Raw genomic sequence first — 23,580 nt, forward strand, 5'->3', positions numbered from 1 at the left:
TAACGACATGTGAAAACTGTAGCCCATCAGAGGTTACGGTTTTTTTATAAGACTTGAAGGGAGAGAAAAGGGCGTTAGCGTTTGAGGCTGGCTCTGAACTCTTCGGGGTTGGCCAGGACCGGATTGATGGCCCTGAGTTGTTCCTGAAGCCTGGCCTGAGCTCGTCGTTTTGGCATGCTCTTGCTGCGCTCTCTTTGACCATCCCGATCCCGTTCATCCTGCTGGACCTGCGCCAACTTTAACACCGCACCGAGCCGTTTGTTGTCCACAATGGCACCCTGGTCAACGATGGCCAACTTGTCGAAGACCTGATAAGCCAGCGTTCGGTGGCCATATTTGAACGCCAACGTGCCGTCGGGGTAGTCATAAACCATGATTTTTTCGCTGGCGATACGCGTGTTTTCCTCTGTGGGTTCAACGAGATAAAGCATCTTATCGTATTGGAATGTCAGCGATTTTGAGAGCGTCCTAAGCTCCTGCCAGGCAAAGATATCATCCAGCGCTGCCGGCTGTTCGTTGACCGGCCGATGGAGATTTTTTGGGTATTTGGGGGCTTTGGCAAAGCGGCGGTTGAAGTCCAGGATGAAGCTGTCCAGCCAGACATTGGCTTCCTCGATACTGCTGATGTTCTCGAGTCGCATCTCTTTGATTAATCGGTCCTGGAGCGTCAGGTTGGCACGCTCGACGCGGCCTTTAGCCTGCGAACTATTGGCACAGATGAGCTCGATGTTCAGGTCATGCAGAACTCGTCCAAACTGCGTGGTGCCAGTACGGCGAGTTTCAGCCTGGCTGACGCGAAAAACAGCATGTTTATCACTGTAAAACGCCACAGGTTTACCATGTTTATCAATATATTCCCGCGTCGCCAGCATGTAATCGAACGCCGATTCTGTTTCACAGAACCGCAGGTGCATCAGCCGCCCGGTAGCGTCATCAATGTAAACCAACAGGCAGCATTTTGATGCGCGACCTTCAAACCAGTCATGGTGAGAGCCGTCGATTTGAATGAGCTCGCCAAGACAGTCGCGGCGATAACGTGGTTGATAGACCCGGGGTTTGCGTCGAGCATGGGGAACCCAGAGGCCATCGGCAATCATCCAATGACGAACAGTTTCTACAGAGATCGATATTTGGTGGCGTTCGCTGAGCTTTTCTGTGGCTAATGTAGGTCCGAAGTCACCATATTTTTCGCGTAGCAACGTCAGAACGTGCAGCTTGATATCATCCGGAGCGCGATTGTTCGCAGGTTTGCCACGTTTGCGAGAAGTAAGGCCGGCGGCACCGTGAGCCAGATACCTGACAAGAATACGCTGTAATTGTCGTACGCTGAGGTCCAACAGTTTTGCTGCTGCAGCCTGAGTCAGGAGTTTGTCGCAGACTTGCTGCAGCACGGGAATACGATTCAGTTCTTTCTGGCTCATGGTCACCAACATAGACGCTCCGGATTGTCTGCCTGTGAAGAAACAGACTAACCGAAAGGCGACATTTTAACTTTGGTAAAATACGACATTATCGCTTTGGACTGACAATATTGGTGCGCATAATACTGATTATGTTAAATAAAACAATCACTTAGTGATTTTAATGTTTTGGGTGAACACTACCCAGCATTTTGCTCCAGCGTAGTCATCTCCCCCTTCTACGGGTCAGTTTGCTTACTCCGTGGATGCTTGGTGAACCTGGCTACCGGGGTGAAGGTCTGAGGGCAGAACGCAAATTTATCGGCGCCCACATCGACGGCACCTGGTTGACTGACCGGAGATCATGCGCGACATCACAGTTTTTCCTGCCCCGCGTTCAACCCATTAATTCTTTTTAAATCAAGCCTTGTCTGGCCAGATTATTTCTCTATCCTCATCGTGTCTTGCCAGTTCCATCGGCGGATACAGCGTCCTGCGGCCACACGGTCGGGGGCAAAAAACCAAAATCACGGAGGTTAGGCCTATGGCTTACATCATTCGAACTAGTATAGGGGATAGATATGACATCAAAATTCGAGGTAAACCAAAACGACGAAGTTAACCAACTAACTGAAACTTCTGGAAATATGTGCGCGAATAAGCAAGATGAAGCGGCCTTGGCCATCATCAGGCCGCTGCAAGATGCGACACTGCTTGATAACAGTGGATATGTTGACGCGGGTAAGTTGACATACCGACTTCAACGTGGCGCTCACGGCGGTAATAGCGTCTTTTTCAATCGTAATGGGGCGGATTTCCGCTACAGCCTGACCGATGGGGTCACTGGATCGATGTACCTAGCCTTTGATCCGCTAACACCGATGAAGGAAGTTTTTCAGGGCAAAAAAAGTCTCGGCGAATCTGACCTCGATATCCACTATATCGGCCAAGTGGTTATCGAAAAAGACGTTAGGGTTTTGCTGGTCAAACATCTCGTGCGTAGCACCCCTCTGACGATTAATCATGTCACGACGGGTACGCGCGCCGTAACGCAACTGCTGGCAGAAAAAGCCAGGGCGGCGGGACTGGACGGCATATTATTTACCTCTAACGTCACCGGTGAAGATTGTCTTGTACTGTGGCACGACGACGTTGCCGGTACCGGGATGGCTGTGACCCGCAGCCAAACGCGGCTGACTGACTTCGAATACAATGGTCAGGAAGCAGCGGATATTTTAGTGTATAGCCTGGGTATTCCGGTAGACGAATAATAAAAGGGGGGCAAGCCCCCCCTTTCATTAACTGGCGTCCTGTAAACCATAGACACGGGCCAGGCGATGCAGCTCATCCATCAGGGCCGGGCCGGGATTGCTTTTCAAGATACCGGCGACGGTATACGGGTATCCTGTCGTGGACAACCCATTCAGTACGGTATTTCTCTCCTCCATGAAGAAGGAATACTGCATGCGGTCACTGAACCCCTGCCCCTTCAACAGGCCCTGCAGCTCGGCCACGCCACGGAGTACGCCTTTATCGGAGATCGACTCATCATCCGTGAACTGGAATGCGGGATAGTAAAACTCACCATCAATCTCCAGCGCGAGTAGCTGCCCGGCATCCTTCCAGTTTTTCACCGTTGTTTTGGTTTTGCCGAGGATCTCCGCGGCCTTGGCTGATGCGTATATCCCGCCATCTTTCTCCAGGGTGTCCAGGAACATCGCCTTGCTGAGCAAACGGCGACGTTGGCGTTTCTTCTCTTTCGTCTCACTGTTAACTGCACGGTTCATCAAAAACTGCAAAATGGCATCGACGGTAAACACTGCATCTGTCTCAGCCATGCTCTCCGGGGCGATCGGCGTATTGCCGGCACGCACGTCCTCTGCGACCTCGCGGACAAAGTTTTGCAGGCGCGCAGCGAAGATCCCGCTGTCAGAAAAACTGTTCGTTGCGGAGGAACGAGTGTTACCTATTCGTTTTTGGGTTGTGGTGGTCATAAGCCCCCCTTTTCGATTTCATGAATAAAATGATACTGTAAATCGAAAAGTTGTGCAAGTTTTATGCGTGTTGTTTTTCGACAGACTGACGCGACAGGAAGCTTACCCCTGCCAGCCTAGCTGGAACCTATCAGTGGAGAATGGGAAACGTGCTGCTCATAGTTCGAACGGGAATTCTCCGTTGCGAGGATCAATGTCTTCATCGAGGAGCTAGTTGCTGGCCAGATCGCAGCTGCCGTGCGGGAATGCGTTTAGTTCCTGCCAGCGGCCCATCTCAAAACATTCGTGTGACCGGGTGTCAGCGGCAAGCACAAGAGCGTTGCGGAAGGCGTGGATACGTCGTTTTATCTCATCTGTCATTTGTTCATCTTCCATTTTCTTCATTCACCTGTATTCTCACCGGCAGACCAGCGTCATAGGCCGTTTGATACCCGTCGGCGACCTGCAGGGCGTCTCCCTCCAGCCGCGTGACCGTGCCGTCCGCGCGGCACAGCTGCAGGCAGGTGGTGCCGTCGAGCCGCACCACAAACACTCCGCGACTGGCGGTATAGATGATGCCTGCGATCTCCAGTTCCTGGTCGGCCAGGGTGTCGGCCGGGCGTACCGGCAGTACGCGCACGTCGTCCCGGCGCTGCTGTTCGCGCACGGCCGCCAGTTCGTCGGCCAGCAGCGGCGTAGCCACTGCCCGGCCCGCGTCCGTCAGCTCCACCGCCAGCTGCAGCGAGCTTCTGTTGCGCAGGGTGCGCAGCCAGCCCACGGCTTCCATCCGGTGGCAGGAGCCGCGCAGGTTGTTGCCGTACACCGGGGCCTCCCCGCCCTGCGCCAGCAGCCGCTCAATATCTTTCGTCGCCACCGGCCCAGGCCGCTGCACATCGAGGGCGGCCAGCACAATCAGCACCCGCCGCTGCAGCGGCGACGGCCGGCGGACGTTAACCGTTGTCACGATGTCAGTCCTCTCTCTTATAGATAAGGGCATGCAGGCGCAGCCGGTCGGCATCAACACGTTCATCCATTGTTGTGCCCGGATAACCCTGCAGCGCCAAACCGTACCAGAAATTCAGAATGGCGGAGGCTTTGGCCAGCGCCTCGATGTAACCCATCCCGTCCTGGTTCAGATTGCATTTTTTAATCGCATCTTCTGCTTCCCGGGTCAGCTGCTCATAGCTGAGTGAAAAATTCAATTCCTGATCCATCCTGCACGCTCCATCTGATAATGTCCGGTTTAATGAAAAACCATACTGAGAATTGTTTTATTCTAATCTTGTAAACACCATATCAGATCTGATTTTATGAAATATGATAAATATTATACTTAATATGATTTTATTAAAATACTCAGATAATCATATCATTTGCCGGTTTTCCGTCGCGCAGATCCGTTTTCTGGCAGACTCAGAAGTTCGCTTTCAGGCTGCCTTTCGTCTGATAATATTGGGACAATGAATCCTTTGGGGAGATGCCCTGAATGTGCAGTGCAAACTCACACAAAACCTGGATATGTTCAGAATGTATCACTGAGCCTTTTCTCAGCGCGAACATTGAGGCGTCCGGTAGACTGCATGACTGCAATTACTGCGGCATGAATCAAGCCTGTTTCAGCCTTAGAGCCATCTGCAACTTGACCGAACAAGCTATAGCAGAACATTACGTTCGCACGTCGAACGAACCATCAGAATTTGAATATGCCATGCTCAGGCACGGAGACAGCGATTATGACTGGGAGCGAGAAGGTACTGACATTGCGTATGTTATTGAAGAGCTGCTTGCGACCAGTTCGGCCGTGGCAACTGATGTTCAACAACAGCTAGAGGAAAGAAATTACAGCTTTGAAGCCGGCACAATGGGTGAGGAATGCGAGTTTGCATCTGATTCCCGCTATGAGGAACGGGGAAAAGTCGATACGGTGTCTCTTGATTCCATGTGGGAAAGGTTCGTCACTTCCCTGAAAACCGAGTCTCGCTACGTTAACCACGCCGTAAGCGAAACATTGAATGGCATATTCCATGATGTGGAAAGCCTGCAATCACATGGAAATAAAGCGGTGATCGCACAGGCCGGTCCAGGTACTGAAATCCCTTTCCTTTATCGCGCTCGGTGGTGCCGTAACCATGACGAACTTGAGAATTTACTGGTTACTCCAGATCGGGAATTAGGTCCCCCGCCGCATCGCCTCAGCGGCTCGAACCGAATGAGTGCCAGAGGCATCTCGGTGTTTTATGGTGCCAGTTCTTTGGAGATATCAATTTCAGAGATCCGCCCTCCGGTGGGTTGCTCTGTGGTTACCGCGAGATTCAGGATTATCCGCCCGCTCAGGCTGCTAAATCTGCCCGCTTTGGAGGGCATTCTGGCACGTGGAAGTAAGTTTGATCCGGGTTTTATCCGAAGGCGCGAGCAGGCTGCCTTCTTACGCACGTTGACCAGACGCATTGTGGATCCAGTGCTGCCGGGAGAGGAAGACTTCAGTTATATCCCGACCCAGGTTATTGCGGAATACCTGGCAGATCCCGAGCAATTCGACCTGGACGGGATCCTTTATCCGTCGGTGCAATTGTCGGGTACCGCGCCGTTGTCGACCATCTCATCGGAAGAAGGCTACAATGTCGTTCTGTTTCACAAAGCCTCCCGGGTCCGCTTGCTTACGCTGCCAGCACGGAAAGACTGCATGATCCGATACGGGCGTCATGTCAGTGAAGACGACGAGTGGGAGCCAGATATTTGCGTGACAGAAAGAATGGAAGACGATGCAGCTCCATGCCTGCCAGATACGGATTCTTTTTCACATCGAAAAGATTACCGGGAGCCGTCACTGGAGATTGATCTAACTTCGGTCAGCGTTCACGATATCAGGGCTGCTCGCTTTGAGTATTCCACCGACACCGTCAGACGGGACAAGTACAGCTATACCCCTCCATCTAAATCTCACTTGTGGAAAACCGGTCCTGGCGAGGACGATGCACCTTACTGATACAGGATTTTCGGACACCCATCTGGCCTTTATGATTTTCCGTTCTAGTTATGAAATGAGTCGCTTTCCCAGCCCATCTTGCTGGAGGCTGATTAACTGAGAGGTACACAAATAAGAAAGGCCGCCGCAGCGGCCTGGAGCCTGGAGTTTACTGAGTGGTGACAGGAAGGGGGTGACGCATAGGCGCGGCACCTGCAGTACCGAGTCCCTGTTGTCCTCTGTCCTGACTATCGCTTTCCTTGGCCGCACACAGCATGGTGCAGGGTCGGGCGGCAGCCGTCATACAGGGAAAACGCCCAGTGGTGCTTATCTGTCCCTCTAATTTCCATTGAAGGTTATGAATAATATGGATTTATTTAGTTATCTGACGCTGGCCCTGCCTGACTTGAGCCCTGAGCGTTGTCACGTCCATTTCGCGTCGATAAACGACTACGACGAAGTTCCTTTGACCGAGTTTGAACACGGCACTTTCGATGAATGGCAGTGCTGGCAAAAGAAAAAGGTATTCAGGCGCCCGTATGTGGTTTCGTTGATCCAGACGGAGAACAAGCTGCGCTGGATGTACGCCGGAACCTATGAGACCGGTGAGCTGCCGTGCATTACGGAGCCTGTCAGTGGTCGTGATGAGGCCTATTACCGCTATACGCTGGCGCCTGTCACCGCCCTCAGCGAGTATGCCGGCCGGCTTCATGTGTCACGGGCGCTGGCGGCCAATGCCCGCGCGTTTGTCCGGCGGGGAGAGGCTGTGGCCCCGTATCTGGCGATCACCGACATCACCCCCGCCCGCCGCACTCTGGGCCGCTTTCCGGGCTACCGGGAGGTGTGCATTGACATGCGGACACTCGGGTTGATCCTCCGGGAAGATAACAGGTCGTGGATCCGCGCGCTTTCTGATGTCAAGGGGGTATACCTGCTGACCGATGAGGAGGGCGGAAAGCTGTATGTGGGTAAGGCGGATGGCGGCGATGGCTTATGGGGACGTTGGATGAGCTACCTCCGAACCGGGCATGGCGGCAATGCCGGTTTGAAGGAGGCGTTCGGCGATCTCGCGGGCCCGCGGTTAGATCAGGTCAAATTTTCCGTGCTTGAAGTCATGGGTTTGAACTGCGAAAAGGGGGAGATTGACCGGCGTGAGGCGCACTGGAAACGGGTGTTGCTGACGCGCCGCTTTGGTCATAACCGGAACTGACCGCACATCGGGCGTCAGCGCTTTTTCATTTGCGTCCGGTCGTTCATTGTGTCCTTGGCATGGCTGCCATTCGGCGCACCCTGTCCGCTGCCTCTGAAACAGGCTGGGCGCTGTTGCCCAACAAGATGCACCACCAATGAATTCCACGCTCAGAAACGGTTTCTCCTGATAGACTGCTCCACCTGATCAACCCGTTCTGGGAAATGGCCGGTCTCCTTGATGCAGGCAATACGGCCTGTCACTGTCTCAACATCGCCCAGAAATTCGGTCATCTCTGCCAGATGCAGTGCGCGGTATCGCCCATCTGCCGAACTGGTGCCATGATACCGGAGCTGCAGCAGCAGGTTCAGAAAAGCCTTATCCTCCTGAACTTGGCGATCGACCCATTTCCGTACTGCCTGGATCCCGCTGATATCACGCCATGCCCAGATATACCTATTCAACAGGGCAAAGGCCGGTAATTGTTCGGTGATGGCCAGGCTGTTCAGTCTCTTTGCAACGGCTTTCTGTAAAGTAACGACGTTACTCCGACCCATCGACTCTTCCAGCTGATGACCGGTTCTGTCTCCGACTATGCCGTGCTGCCACAGCAGGTGACGGACATATTCCGCGCTCCAGTACCAGGCTTTGCCGCGCTGGAGTTGCGCAGTCAGGAACTTCATGGTGGACGCAACATCCTCCTGTAGCATCTGCCTGATAAGCCGATCAGCGACGCTGTAGGTATCCAGGTCTTGCAGCATAAACCACTCGTTGTGTGCCCGATAGCGTTCCAGCATGTCATCCCCGTTGTCGAAGAAGAACTGCAGCAGACCCCGGCACTCTGCCGGTGTTCTGGCCTCAATCAGGGGGGACGTCAGCTGGGCCAGGATGTGTTCAAACCAGGTCCGGGAGGATAAGTTCTTGCTCTGGATATAACCGAGCAGACGTTCCGCGAGTTCCTGCTGCTTTTCAGGCTGGTCGGCGAGCGCGAAGAGTTGCTCAAAAACCTGCGGTGACAGGACATTTTGTGGGGCGGAAAAGGCGAAGTAGTAACGCCAGTACGCCTGGCTGCTCAGCCGCTTCCCTGCGGTCTGCCTGGAACTTTCGTGCGGTCCGGTGCGTTCAAAGAGCGTAACGGGGAGTTTCGCCAGTCCACCTGAGATCCCCTGAACCCATTCACTCAGCTCCAACACGGAATGCGCTCTGGCCGGGAAATACCGCATCAGGTGGCGCTCAAGGCTGTCTGCTAGGTGTTTTTGCTCCGCGTCACTGACATGGCCATCTCCGGCCTCCACCACGTTCCGTTCTGAGAGGTATGATCCTACCCACGTAATGTGGACACGGCCCTAAGCGAGGTTCTGGTTTTCAAACTGTTGCGGGCTGAGGCCACCACAGGCACTGTGACGACGCCACCGATTGTAATCACACTCGATATAATTAAACACCGTCGTCCGCATTATTTCCCTGCTGATAAAGCGTTCCCCGTGGATACATTCCACTTTCAGCGAATGGAAGAAGCTTTCCGCGCAGGCATTGTCGTAACAACATCCTTTGGCACTCATGCTACCGTGCAGATTATGCCGCTCCAGCAGCGCCTGATAGTCCACCGAACAGTATTGCCCGCCGCGATCTGTATGGACAATGACATTTCCCGGTCGCTTACGTCGCCAGAGTGCCATCTGCAGCGCATCGCAGGCCAGCTGCGCTGTCATCCGCGACGACATCGACCAACCGATGACAGCCCGCGACCATAGGTCAATCACCACCGCGAGGTACAGCCAGCCCTCATCGGTGCGAAGATACGTGATGTCTCCTGCCCACTTCTGATTCGGACCACTCGCGTAAAAATCCTGTTTCAGCAGATTTTCAGACACCGGCAGGCCATGTTCTCTGTAGCTGACCGGGCTGAACTTCCGAGCAGCCTTTGCACGAAGTCCCTGACGTCGCAGGCTGTCGGCAATGGTTTTGACGTTGTACTCAGGCAGTTCGCCAGCGAGACGAGGCGCACCATAACGCTGTTTTGCCTCAGTGAATGCCTTACGGACAGCAGTATCACAGACGAGCCGGAACTGCTGACGTGGTGTTATCTGCTGACGACGCAGACGCCAGGCATACCAGCCGCTGCGGGCGACCTGCAGTACCCGGCACAGGTTTTTGACGCTGAACTCAGCCCGATGATTTTCGATAAAGACATACTTCATTTCAGGCGCTTGGCGAAGTATGTCGCGGCCTTTTGGAGAATGGCCAGTTCCTCATCCCGCTCAGCCAGTAGTCGCTTAAGGCGGGCATTTTCAGTAGCCAGTTCGCTTTCACGTTCAGACGATGTCAGTTGCTGTTGTTGCTTACTGCGCCACGCGTAGAGCTGAGATTCATACAGGCTGAGTTCGCGGGCAGCGGCAGCAACACCGATACGCTCAGCAAGCTTCAGGGCTTCGTTGCGGAATTCAGGCGTATGTTGCTTGCGGGGCTTTTTGCTGGTTGATGCTGATTTTGTCATGAGTCACCTCTGGTTGAGAGTTTACTCACTTAGTCGCGTGTCCACTATTCGCGGGTAGGATCAGCCCTCGGTGAACTGCCCGATGTGGAAATTTCCGACAGGGGCGTAAAAGTCTCTCCGCTGGATAACTGCGTTCCGGCGCAGGTTTCACCGCTGGCGGAGCTGGTTTACAGCATGCTACCGCGACCTAAAATCACGGAAATTCTCGATGAGGTGAACAGCTGGACGACGTTTACCCGACATTTTTCGCATATAAAAAATGACATTACCCGTCCCGATACCCGCCTGCTCCTCACCACCATTCTTGCGGATGGCATCAATCTTGGCCTGACCAAAATGGCAGAAGCCTGCCCCGGGAGCACCAAATCATCACTCGAAGATATTCAGGCATGGTACATCCGCGACGAAACCTATTCAGCCGCCCTTGCAGAGCTGGTAAACGCGCAGGGAAAAAGGCCGCTGGCGGCATACTGGGGAGACAGGACAACGTCATCATCAGATGGACAGAATTTCAGAACCGGCAGTTCAGGCCGCTACGCAGGGCAGGTTAACCCGAAATACGGGCAGGAGCCCGGGCGTCAGTTTTATACCCATATTTCGGATCAATACAGCCCGTTTTACACCTGCATAATCAGCAGGGTCAGGGATTCAACCCATGTTCTCGATGGTTTGCTGTACCACGAAAGCGACCTGGAAATCAGGGAGCATTACACCGATACCGCAGGTTTCACCGATCATGTCTTTGCCCTGATGCATCTGTTGGGATTTGCGTTCTGTCCGCGAATCAGGGATCTCCACGACAAGAAGCTGTTTATCAATGGGAAAGCAGACCCATACCCGGCGCTTCAGTCACTAATATCAACGACCCGCCTGAATCTGAAAGAGATCGAAATTCACTGGCGTGAAGTGCTGCGTCTGGCAACCTCGATAAAGCAGGGGACAGTGACGGCATCCCTGATGCTGAAAAAGCTTGCCAGCTACCCCAGGCAAAACGGACTTGCCAAAGCACTGAGAGAAATTGGCCGTATTGAACGAACGCTGTTTATGCTCGACTGGTTCCGCGATCCTGCACTGCGTCGGCGGGTACAGGCGGGACTGAATAAAGGAGAAGCCCGTAACGCGCTTGCGCGTGCGGTATTTATGCACCGACTGGGAGAAATCAGGGACAGAAAACCGGAAAATCAGAGCTACCGCGCCAGTGGACTGACGCTGCTGACGGCTGCTATCTCGTTGTGGAATACCGTCTATATGGAAAGAGCGGTCGATGCCCTGAAGCGTAAAGGGGTAAAGATCAACGAGCAACTGCTGTCGCATTTGTCGCCGTTAGGCTGGGAGCATATCAATCTGACCGGCGATTATATCTGGAAAAGCAACCAGATACCGGCTTCCGGTAAGTTTCGTCGGCTAAGACCAGCTAAAGTCGAAAGGTCAAAAAACAACCTTAACGTACAATAATTTTCGATATCCAAACTGACCCCAATAAGGTCATAACATACAATGTTTTCGGTTTCCCCAACCAGAATCACGGTCAATCTTGTAGCGACCGTTAGTCATGTTGGCCAGTTGCAGGGCGACCTTTTGGGCACTGTATTCTGGTTGATAGTACTTTGCCTAGCTATAGGTGTATTAAAGGTTATAATTGGTTTGGTTATAAATGAAGGGTTGTGTAAGTCTGATTAGACGAAGATTCAATTTTTTTAGTAAAAATAGAAAACATTAAAATACACTTTTGATATATAAGTTATCAGCTTGATAAAATTAATTATTTAAATGGAGATTGTTGGTTGTGAAAAATTCAAAAACCTTTCAAACAAAAATTGAATATCCAGATACTAATGATTTAGATAAAGATTGCCAATGGTTATTACCTGAATTTCTTCCTTACGATGGTATTGTTGAAGGTGAAATTTGGGCATTGAATGGACTAATTGTTGCTATAGGAATTATAAACTCAGAAGAACAGAAAATTTTAGGTAGCGGGGTAATGATTGCTCCTGGAATTTGCTTAACTGCTACTCATGTCGTTGAGGAAACGTTTAGTAATCAAGCGATAATTTATACATTTCCATGTGAGTCGTCGATGAGAATGTGGTGTCCACAAGAATTCGATGCATTGAAGACGGAGAAAGTGGAAATATTGTTTCAACAACCGCAAGAAAAATTCTCAGATGTTTCTATCATGTCATGCAGTCCACTCTCAAAATTTAATGATAATGAGCCATATGTATATGTACCGATTGAGGTTGCATTACCAAAAATTGGTGAGCGTTTATGGGCAGCAGGTTATAGAGAGGTCAACAATGATGGCACTCCAACAATCAGTTTTTACTCTACTTCCGGTCTAGTGACTGAGCAGTATTCACAAGGTAGAGGTTCTTATATACAAGGAGCATGTGTAGAAGTTGCAATGAAAGCACTCGGTGGCATGAGTGGTGGTCCCGTATTTAATAAAGATGGACGCGTTGTTGGAGTAATATCATCTTGTCTTGAAGGTCACGATGACGATAAAGGTCCGACATATGTAACACTTATTTGGCCATCACTTGTATCAGTAGTCAGCTGTACGTGGCCAAATGGTATGTGGCCGGATAATATTGCTGGACTGCAGGTTGAAACCAAAAGTAATGGCGCACGAGTTTTAGGGGGAGCTGTACGAGGAGATGATGGTTCAATTCGTGTTAAGTTCCCAACTGCAAGCTCGGAAGAAATCCATGAGATTTTTAAAAAAGCCGGTGACATTTCAGCTATTAATAATGCTGAGTTACAGGATTATATTTACAGTATATTCAGCACGGTACTCGAAGATGAAGGGTTGAGTTACTTAGGTAATCTTAGTCAAGAAATGTTAAACAAAATAGATATAAATCATAGGTTTGCAGAGAAAGTTAAGTTATTTGAATCTATCAGTGCTGAGACATTCGATGGGATCGAAGATATTAGTATTTACTCAGCAGTTTTATTAGAGTCAGGATCAATAGGTTTGGATGTTTTATATGATATCAGAGGTGCATATTTAACTTTGAAAATGGATAAGAATCAATATTTGTATTTAAATAAAGAACACGAATTCTCTGAAGGGTTCCATAATTATATGGATCATAATGAGTTTATCACTTATCAGCACTATGTTCGTCCATATTTTCGGGTGACATTAACGTATAATCCGAAATCAGAAGATTTCTCAGATGTTAGGTTCCATCTGGTTGTATTAAAGTGATGTTGGTTAGGTTTTAATTTTGTAGTTTTATCAAGAGAGTTTAAATAAAAGGATATTGATATGGCAATGCTTGGATTTCTATTTAGTTGCCAGCTTTGGGAAGCTACTTCTTCAATTCCGGTTATGAAGATGCTTGCCGAACAGGCAGAAAATAATGTGGAACGCGCAGTCACAGAAGCTTGTAAGCCAGGAGCTATAATTGAAGGAGTGTACGATGATTATAACGAGGATGAGTATGGAGAACCTTACTATATTGAGCGTACCTATTACTCATGCGGCTCATGTCTTGGTACTGACCATGACGAAGTAAAATTAGAATATATACACCTAATCAGCCAACTTACTCGGCGCTCTGCATTCCTTACCATATTCGGTTTATTCGAGCATCACATGAATGAGTGTTTGAAATTAATGCTCAACCTGTCTGGTTACACTGGTAAGCTCAAGGGTGGCGCGATTGAAAAGACTCATACCATGCTAACGAAAGTCATCGGAGAAAAAGGCATTGTTGATGTCGATCACTTAACAATAATCAGAAATATTATGGCGCACAGCGATGGTATTGCATCTGGCTACCATGAGAGTTTAGTCCGAAAAAGCAAGAAGACTGAAGCAGAGAATAGGCTTCTACAAGCGATACGCCGGGTGGAAATTGCGGGGATCTCAGTTAATGACTTCGATGGTGTCCTTATGGATGACACATTTTTGATGTACGCCATAGGGGAAATTAAGCGGTATGTCGAGAGCTTGGAAGCTGCCGTTCAGACTTATCACAAAAAAAAGGCCTAATCGATTGATAACTTAGTTGTAGAACTCGCAATTGCTACTGGTATGTGCTCGGTGAAATAACACAACGATTTAGTTGATAACCCGAAAGTCGTGACAAGCCCCAAGAAGATTTTTTGTCAGGCGAACTCGTATCCTTTTTAAGAAATTCCCCAGCAGCCAGCGTCGTGATGCCAGGCTAAGCGGAAGATCAGACAAAAGGAGTCTCACATAATGAGCAAGAAAAAACCGACATTGCTGGAAACCGTTCTCAATTGGTTGGATAACCTCGCCAGGTTGTGGCGGATCGGTAAGTGGCTTCACGAAATGTGGAAAATGCTGCCGTGATCTAGCGGCTAGCCGGTTTCAACATAGTGTATGATTAGGGAAAACCCCTATTAATAGGAAGATTAACGACATGGCAGGCTCCTCCTTATATACCTCTTTTGTAGAAGATAATATTCCCCACTGGCGTTGTCCGCGTTGTCTTAATGAAACACTTGAGATTGTTCCCGGTAGTTTTCACAAAGAAGAAACCAGTGATACCTGTCAGTATAAAAACGAGGATGGGTTTGAGCCTGACGATCATTACCGCATGGTATTCAGCTGCCTGCTTCGGTGCAGCCGCAAAGTTTGTCTGGAAGCTGTAGCTATCAACGGGGAAGGCTGGCTTGAACTTGATATTGACGAAGAGAGTCGACAGCAAGAGTACTATAGCGTTTATAGAGCCAGATCATTCTATCCACCATTACCCATCTTTACGCCTCCTGAGAACTGTCCTGATGATATTTGTGTCCAGTTAAAGGAGATTTCAGCGCTTTTGGCCGCTCATCCTTCAGCTGCAGTTAACACCATGCGTACTGTCTTGGAAATGCTGCTTGATGGTCTGGGCGTTCCGCGAGAAATGCCGCGGGATGGTAAAAGTCCGCTGAGTTTGACACTCCACAAAAGGATAGATGACTACCCTGCAATTCTTGGTGGCTACAGTGATGCATTTATGGCGTTAAAGTGGCTGGGAAACAGAGGTAGCCACACGGATGAGCCGATTAAACAGTCTCATATTGAGGGAGCCTGTACCGTTCTCGATGAACTTATTCAGCAACTCTACCCTCAGCAATCGAACGTGCCGACCATCGTTGCAGAACTCAACAATGCTTATGCACCTCGAACAAGGTTAAGTGGCCAACCATAACGCCCTGTCATTCATGCTAGCCTGGCTATGGGAATATCTTTCCAACGCGTCGTGTAGGCGGGGGACAGGAGTTCCCTGCGCATTGCCCAGGTCTTGTTGGTCCCTTGGCCAGCGAACCAAACTTTTCCCAATCCGGATTGGTTAATGCCATCGATTGTGGCCATTAACTGTTCACTACCGGCACGGGGTGGGCAGTCATCGAATAAATCAATCTGCCCAGGTTTCTCGCTAAAGTCGTTCAACATGATCCCCGCTTTCTGATAGCGGTAGCCGTCTCGCCAAATAGCCTTTAGAGCTTTCACTGCTGCGGTTACGATATCTCGGGTGTCTTGTGATGCCAGCATAAGCTGGACACTGTTACTGTTCGCGTAGTAGGGATCGTGAGGCGCGAATGGGCTGGTCCGTACAAATACGGTGATATGCCGGCAATATTGTCGTTCGCGGCGTAATTTCTCGGCAGCACGCTCGGCGTACTGACAAACGGCCTGGTGCATATCCTGCAGCTGCGTGATGCGCTGGCCAAAAGAACGGCTAACAATGATTTGTTGTTTCGCAGGCAGCGCATCTATTGAAATACAGGACTCGCCGTTCAATTCACGAACGGTACGCTCCAACACGACGCCGAAGGTTCGCCGTATCAGTGCCCGGTTACTGTCAGCGAGCTGCAGTATTGTTTTGATGCCCATTGTGGCCAGTTTCTTTGTCAATTGGCGCCCACACCCCAGACTTCATCGACAGGGAGTAAAGCCATCAATTTTCTCTGACGATCGCGATCTGTTAAATCGACAACACCTCCGGTCGCCGGCCAGGTTTTTGCCGCGTGATTGGCCAGCTTGGCTAACGTCAGAGTTTGCGCAGCCCCAATACCACAGGTTAATCCGGTCTGCTGCAGTACCGTATCCCGAACGCGTTGACCAAAATGCGCGAACGTCTCTACAGTCTCGATGCCGGCGACGTGTAAAAATGCCTCATCGATACTGTAAATAGTTAGCGTCGGGGCCATCGATTCTAAAATGGCCATAACGCGGGCAGAGAGATCACCATATAACGAATAATTGCTACTGAATATATGTACTTTATTGGTTTTAATTATGTTTTTAGCCATGAAAAATGGCATGCCTCGCTTGAGACCTAGTGCTTTCCCTTCCCTGTTGATTGCGACTAACGCGCCATCGTTGTTTGATAAAACTGCGACTGGTTTTCCTTTTAAATCCGGTCTGAAAGCTTGTTCGCACGCGCAATACATCGAATTTACATCAGCCAGTAAATACATGATCACCTCCCGAACGAGTGCAACGCATGGATCACTACGCCAAAAATTTCCAGGGTTTCTGGATAAATAGGACTGTAGGCCGGATTCATCGGTGCCAGGCAGACTCGGGGGCTAAGTAGTAGGCGTTTTACGGTGAACTCCCCATCGACTGCCGCAATCACTATGCTGCCATGTTCTGGTTTTTCTGCTCGATCAACGATCAGCAGATCACCCGACAATATCCCGCCATCAGCCATAGACTCCCCTGTTGCTCGGATAAAGTATGTCGCTGCCGGGTGACGAATAAAATCATTTAAATCAAGAGATTGTTCAATGTAGTCGTCAGCGGGACTCGGAAAGCCAGCAGGGCATTGTGCCCCGAACAGTGGCAGAGTAAGCGAGATTCCTGGTGAGAATTTAAGCAAATCGGTAATGGCCATCATTTTAATATCTTTACTGTATGCATATACAGTAATAATAAACGAAACAGATAGACCTGCAAGCCCTGTAGACGCGATGCTGACAGGGCAAGAAGTAACTCAATAATTTTCCGAATGATTTAGCATATTGGAAAAACCGATTTTTACCGACGCTTGCACACACGTTATCCACCAAAATTGTGGATAACGCATATATTCAGATTTTCGGGCTATCGATCGGTGCTATCAGTGCTGCAGTGTCATTACGAACTGCACCAATCGCTGATGACACCGGATGCCAGGCAAACTCATCCGCCTGAAAACTGTACACGTCAGCCAACATTTCCTCCGTTGGTGGCGTGATCGTGTTATCCAGCCATTCACGAGCAGCTTGGAGTGTTAAAGCCAGTGGCCTCCGATCATGTATATCCTTTAACCCTGCACGACTGGCGGCGGTGAGGACCACTACTCCCCCTTCTTCACCTTCTTTGTCTCTCGCTTTAAATGCTGCGAAAAACAGTGGCATTTTGTCTCGGGCGTAAATGAAATATGGTTGTTTGATTCGTGGGTTGTCAGGGGATTTCTTCCACTCATACCAGCCTGACGCGGGGACTAGAGCGCGTTCGTGATTCCAAAGTGGGGAAAACATCTTGCTGCTTGAGGCTGTTTCAGCTCGGGCATTGATGAGTGGTTGTTTCCCCTGTTCCCTCCACCATTTGGGGGCATATCCCCAATATGCCAGACTCAGTTCAATTTTCCGTTCCTGCTGTTGAATAATCACCACGTTTGTCCCTGGTGATATGTTGTAACACCACTTAGGCGTATCTACCGTTTTATTGACTATCACAGGCAATTGGAGTGCCGTGAGATATTCTTCACGGGAGTGAAAGAGCGCAAATCGGCCGCACATATCTACCTCACATTGTTGTCCATCATTGAACTATAGGATAACGGGCTGAAAACCCTTATTGATGTGAGGAATCAATAAGATTATCTTTGTAGTGCGGTATTTTAACGATGTGTCACATCAATAATTTGGAGGGAAGTATGCGGTTATCGGCAGTGCAAAAAGACGTGATCTTTGTGTTGTTTGATCTTGTTGAAAGGAAAGGGATAACCGGTGCTGTATCAGCCATGCGGCTATTAAGTATGATTAATTATGGGCGGTGTCAACTTGTTGCCGACACCAACTTCCGACGTTCTTGCCATACCTTGGTACAGCATGGTTTTCTGGAGAAATATCGTGACCGGCAATCGCTGAAGTTAGCATTCAGGCTATCACCGATGGGGAAAGAAAACGCAGCAATTCACTACGCATCACGCCTGGAAAAGCTTAAATCCAATAAAATTGACGAACAAGAAGGAAATTAGAAATGGGATTGGTGAAGACACAGATGATGGAAGATGAAGCAAATGAAGAGATGTATGAGTGGATCAGGGAGAACGCATCACCCGATGTTGAAGAAGACGACGAAGAGTGGAACACGTTAAAAGAGCAATATTTACATGGTTCACATGTTGCTGACGATTATTGGGATGGTCTGGATTACGAAGATGAAATACAGTGGTATTCGAAAGAAGAACTGGCATTCTCATTATTTAATCAACAGATGAGTGAAATTAGAGGATCCCTATCAGAAAATAACTCCCCTATTGTTTTGAAGATGAAGTTTGCCTACATAGTGACTCTGATGGAATCCTGCCTTGGGGATATACTCATCGGTACGGTACTGAGTGACGAGTATTATCTGGTTAATGCCATGAAAAAAGTTACAGAATTGAGTTCGACGAGGTTGACCCTCCTGGAGATACATAATTCCAGCGATGTGGTCAACAAGACGGTGTTAATGAACCTGGCTAGGATTGTTTATCACAAGATAGATAAGGTGATTGATCTTTACAAAAACGTCTTGGGGGAGGATACGCCTAAAGCTATACAAGAGAAAAAAGAAAACATCAAAAATATCGTTATTTTACGCCACGATATCGTGCATAGAAACGGTTACGACCACGCAGGAAAGGAACATGAGATTACAGTGGCTATGTATACAAAAGCGGTTGACGATGTGGTCGACTTTGTTCAATCAATGCATGAGTATGCTCAACGGGCCAAGGCAAATTATTTATTTAAAGATTCACCGTTTTAGGATTGGACATACGGAATGAGACTCGTGACAGATAAATGGGGAATTTCCTTAAAACAAAAAAGCCGTCCCGAAGGACGGCCAAAAAAACTCAAGAGCTTTTTATGTCCCCGATTACAGGAACTTGTTGATTAGTTCCAGCACTGCTGTCACCAAGTTAACAATCGCTATTACTAGTTCGATCATTCCCCGCTCCTTACATCTCTGATGGAGCTAGGCTACTTAGCAGTCCCCCTTACCTCTAATCCGCCCATCCAGGATATGCCCTTCGCTTTTGCTAAGAAGGAAGTTCACCACGCTACCGTCCAGGCTGTCGGCACCACCCGTTACAGAGGGCTTGCATCTCTCATTCGGCTTTTTGTCGATGAGAAAACGCTATTTTTAAACAAAAAATCAGCTCATCAAAAGGATAATAATAATGGATACTGATATGCCAGATAGGTCACTGGCTCTACTTAAAATGGCGGTTTCACGGGTCTTATCTTCCTAGCACGGCGCTGATTATATTCGTTATTCTTCCTTTACGATACGAGTAATTGATCATTTTTGAGTAAGGGCCTATACTGGAATTGCTAAGAAGGAAGTTCACCACACTGCTGAAACCGTTTACCAGACGGTGTAACCAGAGCATCAAACCCCGCCACCAAGCGGGGTTTTTGCTTTTTTACATTCCAATGTTTCCACATGACTGGCCCGTGAAAGGTCGGCTCCTCCTTCATGTTTGTCAGATAAAATTGATGTTATGAGGGCGCTACGGACCAAACCCCAGGAGACTGCGATTCGTGGATCGTCACAATACGAATTTTTTCAGGGGCAAGTACAACGGTTGTCGCCCCATGTTGATAATTGTCTTGCCCCCCGCGCTCATAATCATAGATTGCATCGATACCGGCAGAGCGAAGGAGATCTAACTCTCGTTGTTTTTTGAACCGGTCACCCGCCACGGTATTTTCCACGCCCAAATAGTTGAAATAGTCGCAGAACAGCTCGTCATAGAACCCATGCACTGAAATACTTACGGGTAATACAGTCCGCAATCTTTCCATGACGACAGGTTGCTGCGTCAACGGGGTATCCGCCAGGAGCACAAGAGTTTCTGGATGCAGTTCGCATTCATAAACTCGCCGGTGTCCCGGTTGCTTCGTGCGTGCGCTGTGATTTTGTGCGCCGGATAACTGTTCCGTAAACCACACTGCTCTAATTTCACCGGCTTCACCGGTACCTGGATACTCGATACTAAATGCAGTGAAAGCCGCGCGGGTGCCATGAAATAACCTCAACTTTATTCCTTCCCTTATCATCGAGCAATAGTCGGCTTGTTCAGCAGGTTAACAACTGCACGGTAGTTGGCAACGCTTATTATTGGGCCCCACTGCTGCAGATCGTGATACCCACGGGTACAGGTGCGGCAGCTGCATAGTAAGGGAAAGTGCGTCATTGCTTACGATCAGGGGCCACTCACAGGAGCTGACTGTGCATGACGATGACTTACCTTAATTCAACCTGCAGTACATACACTGGTATAGTTTTAGAAACCGTATATCCTAATTTGTCGGCTTTGCAGGTGTTGAATTTGGTACTGACAAGTTGCGCGTCAATAAGGGTGAGTTGAACACCGTCTTCAAAAAGGACTTCCAGCTCGTGACCGTTAGGATCAGCGTCCATATCAAAAATAAACGCCTTTTTGGCTGATTTTTTCACAGTGATGACCATCAAATCGAGTCGACCAGCATCATAGGCTTTGCCACGCCAATCACCGTTATTTAACGCAACTTTTGGACAAAGTGAGGTGGACAAAACACGGTTTGTTGTGTGCGTATCGAGCAAAGATCCATCTTCATTCACTGGCCAGAATCCCCCGTGAAATAGGGTTTGTCCTTCTGGTAGTGCAATGCCGTAATTAACAACCAGCTGATTTATCGGACTGAAGTCATCAGGAGGGTAATTTTCTTGATAGTCGGCTAGTGCGTCAGGGGTCTCCGACGGCATATAACTGCGCCACTGGCTGTATCCTGGATTCTCTCTAATATATGCAGTAACGCGATGGTCAAGCCGGCTATCATTTTTGTTTGAGGCGATAAACCGCGCAGCGTCGAACGGAGTACTGATCGTTGTCTCTAGTTTAACCTTGACGGTTAAGAACGGTTTCCATTGTCCTTTTTCGATCAATTTATCCGTCTCTTCAGACGTTAATTCTCTGGTCTCCCACAGTTCGTAAGGAGAGGAAAATGGGCAAATAAGATTAAGTTTTTGGTGAGTATTCATTTCCAGACCTTGAACAACGTTATACTGTAACAGTGATTAAAAGTTAACAAAGTGCAATGCATGCTTCTGAAGCACGTATTAACGTTCGTCTAGAGTTTTTATGTCTTTTAAACTAAATTCATTTCTCATTATCATAATGGACGATTTTTCTTTGTCTAGTTTATTGATTGCTTCATGTGTTCTCGGGTCGTTTTTTTTCCAGAAGGTGCTGTACGTATTTCGTGAATTGTAAATAACCTTTAATAGGCTTCTGAGTTGACCCTGCAGGTGTTCAGCGGTTTGGGTGATATGCATTTCGACCAGGTCGCCTTCCCAATCCTTATAGGATTGCTTATGGTAATCCTTAAGGCCGTATATTCTTCCGTTTAAACCAAAAAATGCAAATGCAGAAATAAGTGATTGTCTTATTTCCTCAAGTTTGTTTATGCGTGAATCGTCAGAATCAATAACCATAAAGCAATCCTTTCCTGAGTTTTCCAATAGGTATTTATAGGTACTCTTATGGTTTTTAAGGGTTTGGGATAGTTCATTTTTAAAATCGACAAAATCTCTTACTTTTTGATAAGCGAATTTAAGTCTGTTGGGGTTTGTGCTGTCGAATGTGTTCGATTTGTTTATCTGGATTGTGATGGTTTTTTGATCATCCAGTTTTTCCATGTTCATTATTAGGCGTGACCGTACCTCTTGGTAATAGATGACTCTTCTCATTACATCGACAAGTATTAGAAATACTGGTTGTTGCTTATTTAGCCAGTAATTAGCAGTGCGGGTATTTATCGGTGGAGATGTGATGAACCCATTTTTTCCGAACGTAATTTCATTTGTTCCTTTGAGCTGCACGAGGATCTCATCGCCTGTTATCTCACACGTATCGTTGATAAATTCAATCACCCCGTCTGTTCCGTAATCATTTCCTGTTAATTCCCGGAATATGGCCTTGCCATTTAATGCATATTCTAGTTCTATTTTTGAGCGTGTTTCGATTTCATGTGACGGAGATCGGATTGGTAGTGACATGTTTTCTTCCTGATAACATTAAAATTAAGCGTTATACACGCCAAGTCGTACTTCGCTATTCGTCCTGCTTCCTGACTAGGAAAATTATACCTCAAAGAAGAAGAAACCGTACCTGATAACAGAGCAAAGAATACCGCAGGACATAATTTAGACTGTATTGACGAGGTGAATGCACGCCGGGCGGTGGAATAGCTCGACGCCACGGGGATCGTTTCGTTAGCGATACAACTGATAACGCCACCCTAAAAAGGGAGCAGGGACAGCAGCATGAAGCCAACCTTGCGAGAGCTCTGAATCGAGCGGGGTAGCACTAAAAGCCGCATATTTGTTTTGTCATCGAGGTGTTTATAAAATGACGATGTTGGTATAAAATCATATTTTATGGTTGATTACTACATATACACATAAAACAATGTTATTATTAGATTGTTATTTCATACTCAATGGGAGCTGAGAAAAAAATGAATAACTGGTCAATAAAATCATCTTACAAAGTGACGGGGTAATGTGGTCGGTTGCTGATTACTTCTGTAAGGAGGGTGGTGTTAGATTGTTTATTTTATTTTATCGTTGGAGTGGTTTTTTTATAATCTCTGCTCAGTGGTCTTAAGGGTGAATAAATATGTATACATGTGGCATTATTTATATTAACATTATTCGATTGGAGAGATAAATGACTTTAATTTTTGCCATCTTTTTATTGTTAATCTTGTGCTATTTCTGTGCTGCGATAGTTCAGATGTATTTTCTAGGATTTACTGTCTATAATTATTTTCTGTTAGGGCTTTTAGTGTTGTCTGGTGTGTTTACCTTTACGGCTATAGGTAATTATCTTTCTGAGGGCTCTAATAGTGGCGGTCAATTATTAAATATATTGCCTGCCACCGAATCTAACTTGCCTTATTTTATCTCTGGGTTAATTCTTTATGTTATTGTTGCTGGTTTGACTATAAAGCGATATGTGGACGTAAGAAAGGGTAGGATTTAAAACCAACGCTGACTTGCTGAGACAAAAGAATAGGGAGAAGTGTATGAGACTGGTTTTTAAAATAGATGATTTAGTTTCTCTTAAAAACCAATTCATAATGACAGATATAGGCGAGCCGGGTGTGGGGGTTATGGCACACCATTAAAATGTAAACCCCATGAGTCATGAAGGGAATTTTATGAACGGGGTGACAAGCGCTTTTCTCATCCCTGGATGAGGATGGCGGCGAGAGGGCCGGATTTTTTGGCTGGGCGATCTGCTTTCCTCGAGATGGGATCGGGGTTTCCGCTTTCTGTT

Annotated in this window: 21 protein-coding genes and 2 pseudogenes; 10 read left to right on the forward strand and 13 right to left on the reverse strand. The window is 48.2% G+C overall.

Annotated elements, in window-relative coordinates; translation table 11 throughout:
- Positions 1-74 precede the first annotated feature (74 nt).
- A complete protein-coding gene (locus tag SERS4_RS0100265; protein ID WP_083906151.1) occupies positions 75-1,421 on the reverse strand; it encodes an ISNCY family transposase in 1,347 nt (448 codons plus the stop codon).
- 560 nt (positions 1,422-1,981) lie between these two features.
- On the opposite strand from SERS4_RS0100265, the gene SERS4_RS0100270 reads away from it, so the two are divergent.
- Positions 1,982-2,671 (forward strand): RES family NAD+ phosphorylase, encoded by a 690-nt coding sequence (locus tag SERS4_RS0100270; RefSeq protein WP_017891069.1) that lies wholly within the window; start codon positions 1,982-1,984, stop codon positions 2,669-2,671.
- Between the two features lie 27 nt (positions 2,672-2,698).
- Here the strand turns inward: SERS4_RS0100270 and SERS4_RS0100275 are convergent, their stop codons facing one another.
- The 4 genes from SERS4_RS0100275 to SERS4_RS0100290 all read right to left on the reverse strand — a co-directional run bounded on the left by SERS4_RS0100275 (position 2,699) and on the right by SERS4_RS0100290 (position 4,587).
- Positions 2,699-3,394, reverse strand: a complete 696-nt coding sequence (locus SERS4_RS0100275; RefSeq protein WP_017891070.1) for a hypothetical protein — start codon at positions 3,392-3,394, stop codon at positions 2,699-2,701.
- A 210-nt stretch (positions 3,395-3,604) separates the two neighbouring features.
- Positions 3,605-3,769 (reverse strand): hypothetical protein, encoded by a 165-nt coding sequence (locus SERS4_RS26845; protein WP_017891071.1) that lies wholly within the window; start codon positions 3,767-3,769, stop codon positions 3,605-3,607.
- A complete protein-coding gene (locus SERS4_RS0100285; protein ID WP_017891072.1) occupies positions 3,759-4,337 on the reverse strand; it encodes a hypothetical protein in 579 nt (192 codons plus the stop codon). Before SERS4_RS0100285 ends, SERS4_RS26845 begins: the two co-directional genes overlap by 11 nt.
- A gap of 4 nt (positions 4,338-4,341) precedes the next feature.
- Complete coding sequence (locus SERS4_RS0100290; protein WP_017891073.1) at positions 4,342-4,587, reverse strand: hypothetical protein; 246 nt, start codon at positions 4,585-4,587, stop codon at positions 4,342-4,344.
- Between the two features lie 425 nt (positions 4,588-5,012).
- Here SERS4_RS0100290 and SERS4_RS25540 point away from each other — a divergent pair, with 425 nt between their 5' ends.
- A complete protein-coding gene (locus SERS4_RS25540; protein ID WP_253275378.1) occupies positions 5,013-6,359 on the forward strand; it encodes an RES family NAD+ phosphorylase in 1,347 nt (448 codons plus the stop codon).
- Between the two features lie 346 nt (positions 6,360-6,705).
- Positions 6,706-7,548, forward strand: coding sequence for a GIY-YIG nuclease family protein (locus tag SERS4_RS0100300; protein WP_017891075.1), 843 nt, complete (start codon positions 6,706-6,708; stop codon positions 7,546-7,548).
- 149 nt (positions 7,549-7,697) lie between these two features.
- On the opposite strand, the gene SERS4_RS27280 is transcribed toward SERS4_RS0100300, so the two are convergent.
- Together SERS4_RS27280 and SERS4_RS0100310 are read right to left on the reverse strand one after the other, a co-directional pair.
- Positions 7,698-8,825: a hypothetical protein gene (locus SERS4_RS27280; protein WP_253275379.1), complete on the reverse strand. Its 1,128-nt coding sequence runs from the start codon at positions 8,823-8,825 to the stop codon at positions 7,698-7,700.
- Positions 8,826-8,873: 48 nt separating this feature from the next.
- Positions 8,874-10,024 (reverse strand): IS3 family transposase gene (locus SERS4_RS0100310; RefSeq protein ID WP_156816620.1). Its coding sequence is split into 2 segments (ribosomal slippage): positions 8,874-9,766 and positions 9,766-10,024, totalling 1,152 coding nucleotides; the frame shifts between segments, so codons are not numbered across the junction.
- 69 nt (positions 10,025-10,093) lie between these two features.
- Here SERS4_RS0100310 and SERS4_RS25550 point away from each other — a divergent pair.
- From SERS4_RS25550 to SERS4_RS26010, 4 genes and pseudogenes are all read left to right on the forward strand, one after another.
- Positions 10,094-11,469, forward strand: a pseudogene (locus SERS4_RS25550) (Tn3 family transposase); the annotation flags it as partial.
- A 341-nt stretch (positions 11,470-11,810) separates the two neighbouring features.
- Positions 11,811-13,241: a serine protease gene (locus SERS4_RS26005; RefSeq protein WP_071592973.1), complete on the forward strand. Its 1,431-nt coding sequence runs from the start codon at positions 11,811-11,813 to the stop codon at positions 13,239-13,241.
- 60 nt (positions 13,242-13,301) lie between these two features.
- On the forward strand, positions 13,302-14,030 hold the full coding sequence (locus tag SERS4_RS0100330) for a hypothetical protein (RefSeq protein WP_017891079.1): 729 nt from the start codon (positions 13,302-13,304) through the stop codon (positions 14,028-14,030).
- 394 nt (positions 14,031-14,424) lie between these two features.
- Positions 14,425-15,198 carry a DUF4145 domain-containing protein gene (locus SERS4_RS26010; protein WP_037410057.1) on the forward strand — a complete coding sequence of 258 codons (774 nt, stop codon included), beginning with the start codon at positions 14,425-14,427 and terminating at the stop codon, positions 15,196-15,198.
- Positions 15,199-15,209: 11 nt separating this feature from the next.
- On the opposite strand, the pseudogene umuC reads toward SERS4_RS26010, so the two are convergent.
- The 3 genes and pseudogenes from umuC to SERS4_RS0100355 all read right to left on the reverse strand — a co-directional run bounded on the left by umuC (position 15,210) and on the right by SERS4_RS0100355 (position 17,779).
- A pseudogene (umuC, locus tag SERS4_RS25555) lies at positions 15,210-16,471 on the reverse strand (translesion error-prone DNA polymerase V subunit UmuC).
- A gap of 2 nt (positions 16,472-16,473) precedes the next feature.
- Positions 16,474-16,893, reverse strand: coding sequence for a translesion error-prone DNA polymerase V autoproteolytic subunit (gene umuD / locus SERS4_RS0100350; protein WP_017891085.1), 420 nt, complete (start codon positions 16,891-16,893; stop codon positions 16,474-16,476).
- Between the two features lie 193 nt (positions 16,894-17,086).
- Complete coding sequence (locus SERS4_RS0100355) at positions 17,087-17,779, reverse strand: SOS response-associated peptidase family protein (RefSeq protein ID WP_026142130.1); 693 nt, start codon at positions 17,777-17,779, stop codon at positions 17,087-17,089.
- Positions 17,780-17,916: 137 nt separating this feature from the next.
- Between SERS4_RS0100355 and SERS4_RS0100360 the strand changes: the two genes are divergently transcribed.
- Both SERS4_RS0100360 and SERS4_RS0100365 read left to right on the forward strand, forming a co-directional pair.
- A complete protein-coding gene (locus SERS4_RS0100360) occupies positions 17,917-18,240 on the forward strand; it encodes a hypothetical protein (protein WP_017891087.1) in 324 nt (107 codons plus the stop codon).
- Positions 18,241-18,242: 2 nt separating this feature from the next.
- A complete protein-coding gene (locus SERS4_RS0100365) occupies positions 18,243-19,016 on the forward strand; it encodes a hypothetical protein (RefSeq protein ID WP_017891088.1) in 774 nt (257 codons plus the stop codon).
- A gap of 737 nt (positions 19,017-19,753) precedes the next feature.
- On the opposite strand, the gene SERS4_RS0100375 is transcribed toward SERS4_RS0100365, so the two are convergent.
- The 3 genes from SERS4_RS0100375 to SERS4_RS0100385 form a co-directional block, all read right to left on the reverse strand.
- Positions 19,754-20,293 (reverse strand): hypothetical protein, encoded by a 540-nt coding sequence (locus SERS4_RS0100375; RefSeq protein ID WP_017891090.1) that lies wholly within the window; start codon positions 20,291-20,293, stop codon positions 19,754-19,756.
- Positions 20,294-20,501: 208 nt separating this feature from the next.
- Entirely contained in the window at positions 20,502-21,278 is a 777-nt protein-coding gene (locus SERS4_RS0100380; protein ID WP_017891091.1) for a hypothetical protein, read from the reverse strand.
- A 78-nt stretch (positions 21,279-21,356) separates the two neighbouring features.
- Positions 21,357-22,295 (reverse strand): DUF4365 domain-containing protein, encoded by a 939-nt coding sequence (locus SERS4_RS0100385; protein WP_017891092.1) that lies wholly within the window; start codon positions 22,293-22,295, stop codon positions 21,357-21,359.
- A gap of 673 nt (positions 22,296-22,968) precedes the next feature.
- Here SERS4_RS0100385 and SERS4_RS0100390 point away from each other — a divergent pair.
- Positions 22,969-23,283 carry a hypothetical protein gene (locus tag SERS4_RS0100390; protein ID WP_017891093.1) on the forward strand — a complete coding sequence of 105 codons (315 nt, stop codon included), beginning with the start codon at positions 22,969-22,971 and terminating at the stop codon, positions 23,281-23,283.
- Positions 23,284-23,580: the final 297 nt, after the last annotated feature.

This window comes from Serratia sp. S4 (assembly GCF_000347995.1).
GTDB classification, from domain to species: domain Bacteria; phylum Pseudomonadota; class Gammaproteobacteria; order Enterobacterales; family Enterobacteriaceae; genus Serratia; species Serratia quinivorans.

Bases quoted from the DNA above. Each gene is read 5' to 3' on its own strand.
- SERS4_RS0100270 (WP_017891069.1), top strand. From the start codon at position 1,982: ATGACATCAAAATTCGAGGTAAACCAAAACGACGAAGTTAACCAACTA.
- SERS4_RS0100385 (WP_017891092.1), bottom strand. From the start codon at position 22,295: ATGTCACTACCAATCCGATCTCCGTCACATGAAATCGAAACACGCTCA.
- SERS4_RS0100330 (WP_017891079.1), top strand. From the start codon at position 13,302: ATGGCAATGCTTGGATTTCTATTTAGTTGCCAGCTTTGGGAAGCTACT.
- SERS4_RS0100290 (WP_017891073.1), bottom strand. From the start codon at position 4,587: ATGGATCAGGAATTGAATTTTTCACTCAGCTATGAGCAGCTGACCCGG.
- SERS4_RS0100300 (WP_017891075.1), top strand. From the start codon at position 6,706: ATGGATTTATTTAGTTATCTGACGCTGGCCCTGCCTGACTTGAGCCCT.
- SERS4_RS0100365 (WP_017891088.1), top strand. From the start codon at position 18,243: ATGGGATTGGTGAAGACACAGATGATGGAAGATGAAGCAAATGAAGAG.
- SERS4_RS26010 (WP_037410057.1), top strand. From the start codon at position 14,425: ATGGCAGGCTCCTCCTTATATACCTCTTTTGTAGAAGATAATATTCCC.
- SERS4_RS0100360 (WP_017891087.1), top strand. From the start codon at position 17,917: ATGCGGTTATCGGCAGTGCAAAAAGACGTGATCTTTGTGTTGTTTGAT.
- SERS4_RS0100265 (WP_083906151.1), bottom strand. From the start codon at position 1,421: ATGAGCCAGAAAGAACTGAATCGTATTCCCGTGCTGCAGCAAGTCTGC.
- SERS4_RS0100355 (WP_026142130.1), bottom strand. From the start codon at position 17,779: ATGTGCGGCCGATTTGCGCTCTTTCACTCCCGTGAAGAATATCTCACG.
- SERS4_RS26845 (WP_017891071.1), bottom strand. From the start codon at position 3,769: ATGGAAGATGAACAAATGACAGATGAGATAAAACGACGTATCCACGCC.
- SERS4_RS0100390 (WP_017891093.1), top strand. From the start codon at position 22,969: ATGACTTTAATTTTTGCCATCTTTTTATTGTTAATCTTGTGCTATTTC.
- SERS4_RS0100380 (WP_017891091.1), bottom strand. From the start codon at position 21,278: ATGAATACTCACCAAAAACTTAATCTTATTTGCCCATTTTCCTCTCCT.
- umuD (WP_017891085.1), bottom strand. From the start codon at position 16,893: ATGATGGCCATTACCGATTTGCTTAAATTCTCACCAGGAATCTCGCTT.
- SERS4_RS0100275 (WP_017891070.1), bottom strand. From the start codon at position 3,394: ATGACCACCACAACCCAAAAACGAATAGGTAACACTCGTTCCTCCGCA.